This window comes from Pseudomonas sp. B5(2017) (genome assembly GCF_002112825.1).
GTDB classification, from domain to species: Bacteria; Pseudomonadota; Gammaproteobacteria; order Pseudomonadales; family Pseudomonadaceae; genus Aquipseudomonas; species Aquipseudomonas putida_Z.
Genome location: NZ_NEIR01000014.1, coordinates 23,691 through 35,165 on the forward strand (window position 1 = coordinate 23,691; position 11,475 = coordinate 35,165).

At 67.2% G+C, this 11,475-nt stretch carries 9 protein-coding genes; 7 read left to right on the forward strand and 2 right to left on the reverse strand.

The genetic code is table 11. The annotated features are described in order from the left end of the window. Positions 1–9 precede the first annotated feature (9 nt). Together tssB and tssA are read right to left on the reverse strand one after the other, a co-directional pair. The gene (gene tssB, locus CAG00_RS20720; RefSeq protein WP_025340314.1) at positions 10–525 is read right to left on the reverse strand and encodes a type VI secretion system contractile sheath small subunit; all 516 of its coding nucleotides are present in this window, start codon (positions 523–525) and stop codon (positions 10–12) included. 72 nt (positions 526–597) lie between these two features. After that, positions 598–1,635 carry a type VI secretion system protein TssA gene (tssA, locus tag CAG00_RS20725; RefSeq protein ID WP_075046096.1) on the reverse strand — a complete coding sequence of 346 codons (1,038 nt, stop codon included), beginning with the start codon at positions 1,633–1,635 and terminating at the stop codon, positions 598–600. A 396-nt stretch (positions 1,636–2,031) separates the two neighbouring features. Between tssA and tagH the strand changes: the two genes are divergently transcribed. Genes tagH through CAG00_RS20760 form a run of 7 tightly spaced genes read left to right on the forward strand, consistent with a single transcriptional unit; the run spans position 2,032 to position 11,466 of the window. Continuing rightward, positions 2,032–3,390 carry a type VI secretion system-associated FHA domain protein TagH gene (gene tagH, locus CAG00_RS20730; RefSeq protein ID WP_085665230.1) on the forward strand — a complete coding sequence of 453 codons (1,359 nt, stop codon included), beginning with the start codon at positions 2,032–2,034 and terminating at the stop codon, positions 3,388–3,390. A gap of 39 nt (positions 3,391–3,429) precedes the next feature. Then, a complete protein-coding gene (gene tssJ, locus CAG00_RS20735) occupies positions 3,430–3,927 on the forward strand; it encodes a type VI secretion system lipoprotein TssJ (RefSeq protein WP_025340311.1) in 498 nt (165 codons plus the stop codon). Positions 3,928–3,942: 15 nt separating this feature from the next. Further along, on the forward strand, positions 3,943–5,277 hold the full coding sequence (gene tssK / locus CAG00_RS20740; RefSeq protein WP_025340310.1) for a type VI secretion system baseplate subunit TssK: 1,335 nt from the start codon (positions 3,943–3,945) through the stop codon (positions 5,275–5,277). A 6-nt stretch (positions 5,278–5,283) separates the two neighbouring features. After that, positions 5,284–6,591 (forward strand): DotU family type VI secretion system protein, encoded by a 1,308-nt coding sequence (locus CAG00_RS20745; protein WP_085619145.1) that lies wholly within the window; start codon positions 5,284–5,286, stop codon positions 6,589–6,591. Next, entirely contained in the window at positions 6,588–10,097 is a 3,510-nt protein-coding gene (gene tssM / locus CAG00_RS20750) for a type VI secretion system membrane subunit TssM (protein WP_085665231.1), read from the forward strand. Before CAG00_RS20745 ends, tssM begins: the two co-directional genes overlap by 4 nt. After that, positions 10,094–10,750, forward strand: a complete 657-nt coding sequence (gene tagF, locus CAG00_RS20755; RefSeq protein ID WP_075046092.1) for a type VI secretion system-associated protein TagF — start codon at positions 10,094–10,096, stop codon at positions 10,748–10,750. Before tssM ends, tagF begins: the two co-directional genes overlap by 4 nt. Then, positions 10,747–11,466, forward strand: a complete 720-nt coding sequence (locus CAG00_RS20760) for a PP2C family serine/threonine-protein phosphatase (RefSeq protein ID WP_085665232.1) — start codon at positions 10,747–10,749, stop codon at positions 11,464–11,466. Before tagF ends, CAG00_RS20760 begins: the two co-directional genes overlap by 4 nt. Positions 11,467–11,475: the final 9 nt, after the last annotated feature.

Sequence of the window (11,475 nt, forward strand, 5' to 3'; positions counted from 1 at the left end):
GCTGTCTCCTCAGGCCTTGGGCTCGTTGTCGACGGGTTTCGGTGCACTGGCCAGGGCTTGCAGCAGGGCCGGGTCCTTGATGGCCTTGAGGATGATGTCCTCGGCACCGGTCTTGCCGTCCATGTAGGTCAGCAGGTTGGCCAATTGGGTGCGGGCCTCGAGCAGCTGGTTGAGGGCGTCGACCTTGCGCGCCACGGCGGCCGGGCTGAAGTCGTCCATGCTCTCGAAGGTGATGTCCAGGCTCAGGTTGCCTTCGCCGGTCAGTTCGTTGGGCACGTTGAAGGCCACGCGTGGCTTCATCGCCTTCAGGCGCGAGTCGAAGTTGTCAACGTCGATTTCCAGGAACTTGCGCTCGGCCACCGCTGGCAGCGGTTCGGCCGGCTTGCCGGCAAGGTCCGACAGCACGCCCATGACGAACGGCAACTGGACTTTCTTCTCGGCGCCGTAGAGCTCGACGTCATATTCGATCTGCACCCGCGGCGCACGGTTGCGCGCGATGAATTTCTGGGAGCTGTCTTTCGCCACGTTGTTCCTCCTGGTCGCCGGTACGGCGGCGCTGTTCGTTGCGGGCGTCGGTGTTGATGCGGGCCGAGGACGTCAGTTGTCCTCGGGGCCGCGCAGGTTCTCGAATTGCGACCAGCCATCGGGGATCAGGTCGCGCACAATGGTTGCGAAATCGGCATGGACCAGCTTCTTCGCCCGGTGCAGCAGTACCGGCAGCGGGCTTGATGGTTCGTGGCGGGCGTAGTACTGCAGCAGGCGGTCAAGGCTCTGCTGCACGTCTTCGCGGCTGTTGACTTCACCAGGGCGGGCAGCCGGCCGTGTGCCCGGGGCGGCACTGGCGGTCGCCTGCCGCTCGTCATCGCGCTCGGCAGCCGGCGTGTCATCGGCTTGCGGGGCTGGGCCCGCCCCGTCGGGGCAGTAGTCAGCCAGTACCTGCTGCACCTGGCGCAGCGGCTGGCGCAAGGCTGACAAATCGATACCGCTGGCCGAACCGACCTGGTCGTTGACCCGGCTCTCGATGGCGTCCACCGCCTCGCGGGCCAGCCGCAGCGCCTCTTGGCATTGCTGCAGCTGGTCGGGGTCGGCGTCACGCAGGGCGGCGGCCAGTTCCTCGGCGCTGAGCTGTTCGCTGGCGAAATGCTGCACGCCTGCGGCGTGCAGTGCCGCGCGCAGGGTGACCGGGCCAAAGGCACGGGAGCGCACCAGCACGGCATCACGCAGCAGCGCGATGTTGGTGTCGCAGGCCAGGCCGGCGAGGGCGTTGACCCGTACCGTAGGGTCGTTGTCGTCGGCGGCGTCCAGTTGTGGGTGCAGGTGCAGCCAGTACTCGCCGAGCAGATCGCGGATCAGTTCCAGGCTGGCGGCAAGCCCTGGGAGGCCGTGCAGGGCCAGGTTGGCCTGAAGCAGGAAATGGGTGATGCGCAGGTCCTTGCTGCGTTGCAGCAAGGTCGTGCTTGCCTGCTCGATATCGCGCCACTGTGGTGGCTCGGCAGGCTGGACGGCGTCGCCCATGACGCGCTCGGGGCGGCCCTGGGCGTCACGCTCCAGTTGCAGAAACTCGGCGTCATATTCGAGGTCATCGCCGCAGGGAAAGTCAGCGGAAACAGCGGCGAGCAGCGGCGATGCGTTCACCAGAATTCGATCTCCATATCGGCCCTTGGTGAGGGCGTGTTGTTGTGCGAAGTTGCAAGTGTGAACTGGCGCACAAACTTTCCAAAGAGTGCCGGGGTGATATCATGGTGATATTATTTTGGCACTTCGAAGTTGCGCATTTATGGTTTATTTATTCGCGAGTGTCAAGGTAAGCTACGCGCCCCCGAGTGCCAGCTGTGAATCCGTTGGCAGTTACCGAGCACCACTCGTCCGATTCCATTCGGTTAGCCTCGGCATTAGCGTTGAATAGCCGTCGTACGTTCGGTTGTGCGCACGAAGCCCCCGTGAATCAAGGGGTACAGCTGTATTTGAGTGGTTGTGGGAAAACAACTCAAATGGATGGATCGATGTTTTAAATGGATGCATGGAGGCGTGATGGCACTTTGCCTAACTATCACTAGTTACCACAAGATTACTCCCGGGCAATGCCCGGAGATGCGGCTGGAAACCGGTGCCATCACGCTTGGCCGTGCGGCGGAAAATGACTGGGTACTTCCTGACCCCGAGCGATTGGTATCGGCCCGGCATTGTGTGATCCAGTTCAAGGAAGGGCGATATTTTTTGACCGATGACAGTACGAACGGTGTGGAATTAGTTCGTGCCGGTATTCGCTTGCGTCGCGGTAACAGTGAGCAGTTGCTGGATGGCGAAGTTATCCGTATTGGGGAATACGAGATACAGGCGCGCATCGACGCGAACCTGCCTGGCGCCCTGGAGGGCGAACCCCAGGTACACAGTTTCGAGGCGCTGATGGCCAACCAGGTGGCGGCCCCGGCCGTTCCCGCCCCGCCGATTTCCGGTGCGCCGGCTGCGTTCCTGCAAGGTGCGTCGAACCACGACACGCTGCCTGACCTGTTCGACTTCCTTGGCCCCTCGAGCGTGCCGCCGGTCAGCCAGCCCGACCATGTGCCGGCTCAGCAGCACGACTTCCGCCCGCCAACCCCGGTGGTGGCGCCTGCCCCGGCCGCCGAACCTGCTGCGCCGGGGATGATCCCGGAAGACTGGAACCTGTTCGGCTCGGCACCGGCACCGGCACCGGCACAGATCCCGGCCCCGACTGCGCCGCCTGCGCCAGCCGTTCCGGCAGCGCCTGTACAGCCTGCTGCAGGCGCACCAGTCGCCGCACCTGCGCCAGCCGCAAGCAGCGATGCGTTGCTGCAGGCGTTCCTGCGCGGCGCCGGTATCGAGCACCTGCGCATCGACGCCGCCGACGCCGCAGCGCAAATGGAGGCCATCGGCCAAAGCTACCGCTTGATGGTGGAGGGCCTGATCGACGTGTTGCGTGCACGCAGCAGCCTGAAGGGCGAGTTCCGCATGCAGCAGACCACCATCGCCCCGGTGCAGAACAACCCGCTGAAGTTCGCCCCCAATGCCGACGAGGCGTTGCTGCTGTTGCTGCGTCACGGTAACCAGGCGTTCATGGCGCCGGACCAGGCCGTGCGCGAAAGCTTCGATGATGTGCGCGCCCACCAGCTGGCGGTGATGGCGGGCGTGCAGGCCGCAATCAAGCACCTGCTCGCGTGTTTCCAGCCGGCGCGCCTGGAGCAGCGCCTGGCACCTGCGGCGGGGCTGGCCAAGTTGTTCGGTGGCTCGCGCCAGGCCCACTGCTGGCAGCAGTTCACCGAGCTTTACGGGCAGATCTCCCGTGAAGCCGAAGACGATTTCCAGGAACTGTTCGGCCGCGAATTCAGCCGCGCCTACGAGGCCCACAGCAGCCGTTTGCAACGTAGTTGAGCGCACCCAGGAAGACCACGGTACGTCAAGAGGACAAGGATGAAAGCAATACGACTGGTCGCAGCCCTGAGCCTGGTGCTGCTGGCTGCCTGCAGCAAGGACACGCCGGTTGCCCCCGCTGCCGACAGTGCACCGGACAGCGCAGCCGTGACCCTGTATTTCAGTGCCGCCGAGGGGCTGAACCCAGGCCCTGGCGGCACGCCTGCGCCGGTACGGGTGCGCCTGTACGAGCTGAAGAACAGCGCCGCATTTGCCCGCGCCGACTACTTCGCCCTGGCCGAGCGCGCCCAGGCCACCCTCGGCGCCGACCTGATCGACCAGGACGAAGTGCTGTTGCAGCCCGGCGGCCAGTTGCGCCTGGAACGTCCGCTCGACCCTGCCACTCGCCACATCGGCCTGGTGGTCGGTTACCGCGAGATCGACCAGGCCCAGTGGCGCAGCGTGCTGCCGGTGCCGCCGCGGGACTATCAGATCAGCCTCGATGTGCGTGCCGTGCGCAGCGCCGTGGCCACCCCCCAACCTGAACCTGCCCGCTAGGCAATCGGAGTCCCCATGTCCTGGAACAATCGCGTGGTGTGGTCGGAAGGCATGTTCATCACGACCCAGCATTTCCAACAGCATGATCGCTACCTCGAACACCTGGTCGACGCCCGCAACCGGCCGCTGAGCGTGGCCGCGTGGGGTTTCTCCGAGCTGCTGCTCGACCAGGGCCTGCTTGCCCAGGGCAAGGTGGCGATTCTCAGCGCCCGCGGCTTGCTGCCCGACGGCACGCCGTTCGACATCCCCCGCGACGACCTGCCACCTGCGCCGCTGGAAGTGCCCGACGATCTGCGCGATGGCGTTGTCCACCTGGGGCTGCCACTCAAGCGGGCGGGGGCCCGCGACACCGTCGACGAGGGCGAAGCCGTCGCTGGCGCCCGCTATGTCAGCCGTGTCAGCGAGGTGCGCGACGACAACGCGCCGTTCGAAAACCGTGCGCCGCTGGCCCTCGGCAGCCGCGCCCTGCGCCTGCTGCGCAGCGAGGACGGCCTGAGCGACTACGCCGCCCTCGGCATGCTGCGCATCCGCGAAAAGCGCGCCGACCGCGCGCTGGTGGTGGATGACAGCTACATCCCGCCGGTACTCGACGTGGCGGCCAGCCAGCAACTGTCCGGCTTTTGCGGCGAGCTGCTGGGCCTGCTGCACCAACGTGGCGAAGCGCTGGCGGGCAGGGTGGTCGCCTCGGCCAATGGCGGGGCGTCGGAGATTGCCGACTTCATGCTGCTGCAACTGGTCAACCGCGCCCAGCCGCTGGTCGAACACCTCAACCAGCTGAGCCCGCTGCATCCCGAGCGGCTGTACAGCGAGCTGGTGGCCCTGGCTGGCGAGTTCGCCACCTTCACCCGCGATGGCCGCCGCCCGCACAGCTTCCCGGTGTATCAGCACGACGACCTGGCGGCGACCTTCGCGCCAGTGATGGCCGCCTTGCGCGAGGCCTTGTCGACGCTGATCGACAGCAAGGCGGTGGCCATTCCCATCGTCGAGAAGGCCTACGGCATCCACGTTGGCATGCTTGCCGACCGCAGCCTGCTCGACAGCGCCAGTTTCGTCCTGGTGGTGCGTGCCGATGTGCCCAGCGAGACGCTGCGTAGCCGCTTTGGCCAACAGAGCAAGATCGGCTCGGTGGAGCACATCCGCGACCTGGTCAACCTGCAACTGCCGGGCATCGGCCTGCTGCCGTTGCCGGTGGCGCCCCGGCAGATCCCGTTCCATGCCGGCTCCACCTACTTCGAGCTCGACCGGGGCAGCGAGCACTGGAAGCAGTTGCAACACTCCGGTGGCTTTGCCTTCTACGTTGCCGGCGAGTTCCCCGGCCTGAGCCTGGCCTTCTGGGCCATTCGAGGATAACCCGTGATGCACCCGGAAGATCCGCAGGCCAACGACCGTACCCAGTTCATGCCGCGCCCCGGTGGCCGTGCTGCCCCGCAACCCGCCGCGCCAGCGCCGCAGCCGCCGCCGTTGCAGGTACCGGCCGAGCCCCTGGCGCCTGGCCAGGGCGTGGGTGTCAACCCGCTCGAGCAGGCGGCCGGGCCGTTGCTGGCCTTGCTTACCCGCCTGCGCAACACCATCGCTCATTCGGCGCCGGCCAGCCTGCGGGCGCAGTTGCTGGCCTATCTGCGCCAGTTCGAGACCCGTGCCGAAGCCGCCGGTGTGGTGCGCAACGAGGTGCTGCTGGCGCGCTATGCGCTGTGCACCGCGCTGGACGAGGCAGTGCTCAGCACGCCGTGGGGCAGTGCCAGCGACTGGAGCCGCCAGAGCTTGCTGATCACGGTGCACAACGAGGCCTGGGGCGGTGAGAAGGTGTTCCAGCTGATGGAGCATTGCCTGCAGAGCCCGCGCGAACGCCTCAACCTGCTGGAGCTGTTGTACCTGTGCACCAGCCTCGGCTTCGAGGGCCGCTACCGGGTCATGAACGATGGCCGCGCCCAGCTCGAAGCGCTGCGCGAGCGTACCGCTGCGGCAATTCGCAGTGCCCGTGGCGAGCGTGAGCGCGAACTCTCGCCACACTGGCGTGGGGTGGCTGTCAGCCGTGACCGCCTGGCCCAGTTCGTGCCGCCATGGGTGGGCCTGGCGGTGGCCGCGGCATTGCTGTTGCTGCTGTTGTTCGGCCTGCGCCTGAAGCTGGCCGCCGATGCCGAGCCGGTGTTCCGGGGTATCCACGCGCTGGGCGAAATCCCGGTACAAGCCATGGACCGCCCGGTGCTGCAGCCCAAGCCCGTGGAGCGCCCGCGCCTGGCCGGGTTCCTCGCCGATGACATCAAGGCCGGCCGGGTTTCCGTCGAAGACGCGGTCGACCGCTCGGTGGTGACCATTCGCGGTGACGAGCTGTTCGCCAGCGCCAGCGCCAGCATCAAGGGCGATTTCCAGCCGCTGATGCTGCGCATCGCCGAGGCAGTGGCCAAGGTCAAGGGCAATGTCCGGGTCACCGGGCACAGCGACAACCAGCGCATCGCGACGTTGCGCTTCCCGTCCAACTGGGCGTTGTCGCAAGCGCGCGCCGAAGAGGTCAAGGGCATCCTCGCCGCGCGCACCGGGCAACCCGAGCGCTTCAGCGCCCAAGGGCTGAGCGACACCGAGCCCCTGGCGTCGAACGACACCGCGCAGGGCCGGGCGAAGAATCGCCGGGTTGAAATCACCGTTCTGGCGGAGGGCGTCGAGTGAAGGCGTTTTTCAGTTTTGTCATTCGCTGGGTGATCCCGCTGCTGGGCCTGATCGCCCTGAGCCTGATCATCTGGTTCGTCGGGCCGTTGCTGGAAATGCTGGCGTCGCCCACGCCACGCTGGCTGCTGATCGTCCTGCTGTTCGCCCTGTGGGGCGGCTACCGCGCCTGGCGCATCGTGCAGGCGCGCCGGCAGGCGGCCAAGGTCATGCAGAGCCTGGCCGCAGAAACCGCCCCGGACCCTGCCAGCGTGGCCACCACCGAAGAGCTGGCGGCGCTGCGCCAGCGCATGGACGAGGCCCTGGCCCTGTTGAAGAAGGCCCGCCTGGGCGGTGACGAGCGTCGCAACCTTTACGAGCTGCCGTGGTACGTGATCATCGGCCCGCCCGGCTCTGGCAAGACCACCGCGCTGGTCAACTCCGGCCTGCACTTCCCGCTGGCCGCGCAACTGGGCGAGGGCGCCATCCGCGGTGTGGGCGGCACGCGCAACTGCGACTGGTGGTTCACCGACCAGGCGGTGCTGCTCGACACTGCCGGCCGCTACACCACCCAGGACAGCCACGCCCAGGTCGACAAGGCGGCCTGGCTGGGCTTTCTCGACCTGCTCAAGACCCAGCGCTCGCGACGCCCCATCGACGGTGCATTCATCGCCATCAGCCTGTCCGACCTGCTGCTGGGCAGCGACGCCGAGCGCGCCGCCCACGCCGCGGCGATCCGCGCGCGCATCCAGGAGCTGTACAGCCAGCTGGGCGTGCGCTTCCCGGTGTACCTGATGCTGACCAAGCTCGACCTGGTGCCGGGCTTCATGGAGTTCTTCGACAACCTGGGCAAGGACGAACGCGCCCAGGTGTGGGGCATGACCTTCCCGCTGGATACTCTCGAGCAGGGCGCTGACGGCCCGTTGGCGCAGTTCGACAACGAGTTCGCATTGCTCGAACGGCGGCTCGGCGAGCGCCTGGTCGAGCGCCTGCAACAGGAGCGCGACCCGGCCCGGCGCGACCTTGTCTACGGCTTCGTGCAACAGTTCGCCGCCCTGCGTGGCAACCTTAAAACCTTCCTCGACGGCATCTTCAAGCCCAACGCCTTCGAGGCACGGGCGTTGCTGCGCGGTGTGTACTTCACCAGCGGCACCCAGGAAGGCAGCCCCATCGACCGGCTGATCGGCAGCATGGCCCAGAGCATGGGCCTGGACCGTGCGCACCTGGCACGCCAGAGCGGTAGCGGGCGCAGCTATTTCATCGAGCGGTTGTTCACTGCCGTGGCCTTCGCCGAGCGCGGCCTGGTCGGCAGCAACCCCAAGGTGGAGCGGCGGCGCCGGTGGATCGCCCGTGGTGCGCTGGCCGTGAGCGTGGCGCTGGTGCTGCTGGTCGGAACCTTGTGGGCCTTCAGTTATCGGGCCAACCAGCAATACATCGCCGAAGTCGACAGCCGCCTTCAGCCACTGGGCAAAAGCGTGCAAGGCCTGAGCCCTGCGCAGCGCAACGTGGTCGACGTGCTGCCGCTGCTCAACGCCGTCCGCCACCTGGCGGACGACCCTCCCAACTGGGCCGAGGGCTTGGGCCTGTACCAGGGCGACATGCTCGAAAGCGAATCGCAGAGCCTGTACCGCAAGCTGCTGATCGCCATTTTCGCCCCGCGCCTGGTCACCCGCATCGAGGAACAGCTGTATGCCGGGGGGCCATCCGATTACCTCTACGAAGGGCTCAAGGCCTACCTGATGCTGGCCGATGCCGAGCACTACGACCCAGACTTCATCAAGGCCTGGATCACCCTCGACTGGGAGCGCCAGTTACCCCGCGACCTTGCGCCCGACCTGCGCCAAGCCCTGGGGCAGCACCTGGCGGCGCTGTTCGAGAAACGTCCGCCGAACGCACGCCTGGACCAGCGCCTGATCGACGACACCCGTCGCCAGCTGCAGCAGTTGCCGGTGGCCCAGCGTGTTTACGACCGGGTCAAGCGCCAGAAGCTGCCACGTGGGGTCGAAGACTTCCGCGTCAGCGACGCTGCCGGGCGTGATGCCGCCCTGGTGTTTCGCTTCAAGAGCGGCAAGCCGCTGAGCGAGCCGCTGCCGGGGCTGTTCACCGTGCAGGGCTACCGCCAGGCATTTCTCGCCGCCAGCCTGGCGCAGAGCACCACGCTGGCCGAGGAACGCTGGGTACTGGGCCGCGCGCCGGGCGAAGCGGGCGATGCCAAACGCCTGGCCGACGATGTGCAGCAACTCTACTACCAGGATTACATCCGCCACTGGGATGCCCTGCTCGACGACCTGGACGTCGTGCCTGTCACCAGCGTTGGCCAAGCCGCCGACGTGCTGCGGGTGCTGTCCGGGCCGACCTCGCCGATGAAGCAGCTGCTGCAGGCGGTGGCCCGTGAAACCAACCTGGCGCAGCCGACCACGCTCGACAAGGTCCAGGACAAGGCCGAGCAGGCCGGTGTCGACCAGCTGCGCCAGCGCCTTGGCGGGCTGCTCGGCGACGCGCCGCTGCCCGTCGACAGTCCCGCGGCCCGCACGCAGGACCCGGTGACCGCGCATTTCGCCGAGCTGGCCACGCTGGTCGGCAGCGGTGAAGGCCAGCCCGCCGCCATCGACGGCTTGCTCACCGACCTCAATGCGCTGTACGTGCAGGTCAGCGCCATGGTCGGTGCCAGCGGCGACGCCTTGCTCGGCGAGGCCAAGAACCAGGCCCAGGCTGCGGCGCAACGGGTAGCCCTGGGCGCGGCGCGCCAGCCCAGGGTGGTGCAGAACCTGGTCAGTTCGGTACTCGGCTCGACCCATGGCATCGTCATGGGCGGGGTGCGCAACCAGCTCAATGCCGCCTGGGCCAGCGAAGTGCTGAATGTCTACCGCCAGTCGCTCAGCGGCCGCTACCCGCTGGTGGCTGGCAGTTCGCGCGACGCCACCCTGGAAGACTTCGGCCAGTTCTTCGGGGTCGGTGGGGTGATGGACAACTACTTCCGCAAGTACCTGCAGCCCTACGTCAATACTTCCAGCACGCCCTGGAGCTGGCAGCCGGGCGCTGCGCAGAAGCTCGGGATCAGCGGCAATGTGCTGTACACCTTCCAGCGCGCGGCGACCATCCGCGATGCGTTCTTCCGCAGCGGTAACGGCCTGCAGCCAAGCGTGCGTTTCGAGCTCAAGCCGGTGGCGATGGACGCGAGCATCACCCAGTTCCTGCTCGATCTCGACGGCCAGCAAGTCAGCTACGACCACGGCCCGAGCCGCCCGGTGGCGTTGCAGTGGCCCAACCCGAACAGCATCGGCGTGGTTCGCCTGTCGATCGCGCCGCCATCGGCCAGCGGCCGTTCGGGGCTGACCGTGGAGGGCCCATGGGCGTGGTTCCGCCTGCTCGACCAGGCCGACCTGGTGGCTGGCAGCTCGCCGGAACGTTTCAACCTGCGTTTGCGCGTGGATGGCGCCAGCGTGTCGTACGAGCTGCGTGCCAGCAGCGCCTTCAACCCGTTCCGCAGCCGAGTGGTCAGCGGTTTCAGCCTGCCGGAGCATCTGTGAACGACGTGGGTTTCTACGGAAAACTGGCCTGCCGCGGCGACTTCGTCAGCCGGGGCTTGCCGCAGACCTTCATCCAGCCCTGGGACCAGTGGCTGGCCGCCGGTATCCAGGCCAGCCAGCAGGCGCTTGGCGAGGCCTGGCTGCAGGCCTACCTGGTCAGCCCGTTGTGGCGCTTTGCCCTGGCGCCTGGGGTGTGTGGCCCGGACGCGGTGGTCGGCGTGCTGATGCCGAGCATCGACCGGGTGGGGCGGTATTTTCCGCTGAGCGTGGCGCAGGTGCTGGAGCCCGGGGTGGCGATCGCAGGCATCGTTGGTGGGGCCGATGAGTGGTTCGAAGGTGTAGAGGCGGCGTTGCTGGGCACGCTTGAAGCGGATGCGGCTTTCGAGCATTTCGAGGCAGCCTTGCAGCCTTTCGACCAACCCCGGCCGCTGCTGCAGGGGCCACGTGTGGCCGTGGGCGGGTTGCAGCGGCTGGACGGCAGCACGCCGCAGGGCAGGGCGTTGGCCCTGGCCGAATGTGCCTGCGAAGGCATGAGCCTGTGGTGGGGCCTGGGCAGCGAGCGGATCGCACCTGGCCTGCTGCGTAGCCAGGGCCTGCCGCGCAGCGAGCAGTTCGCCGCGTTCCTGCTGGGCAGCGAGGCGAGACCAGCATGAGCCGCGTGCACTACAGCGCGGCCAGCTACAGCCATGTAGGCATGGTCCGCAAGATCAACGAAGACGCCTGCCTGGAGCTGACCTGGGATGGCCTGTGGGCCGTTGCCGACGGCATGGGTGGGCATGCCGCCGGCGACTATGTGAGCAGCCTGGCCGTGGACAGCCTGCGCCAGTTGCCGCTCATCGATGGGTTGGAGGATTTCACCCAGGCCCTGCGCGACACCTTGGCCCAGGTCAACAGCGCCGTACGCGAGGAGACCTTGCGCCGGGGCGTGGCGATGATGGGCAGCACGGTGGTGATCCTGGCCGCACGCGGCGACCGGGCGGTAGGCCTGTGGGCTGGTGACAGCCGCCTGTATCGGCTGCGCGATGGTCGCATCGAGCGCCTGTCGCATGACCACAGCTATGTCCAGGAACTGCAGGACAGCGGCCTGCTCAACGAGGCCGAAGCCCGCGTGCACCCGCGCGGCAACATCGTCACCCGCGCCATCGGCGTCGAGGACCAGCTCGAACTCCAGGCGGTGGATGTGCAGGTACTGCCGGGCGACACCTACCTGCTGTGCAGCGACGGCTTGAACAAGACCGCCGAAGACCACGAGATCGCCGACGTGCTCGGCCACGCCGACCCCTATCAGGTGGTCCGCAGCCTGGTACACCTGGGGCTGACCCGTGGCGCCCCTGACAACATCACCGCCGTGGTGGTGAAGGCGAAATGAAGAGCACCC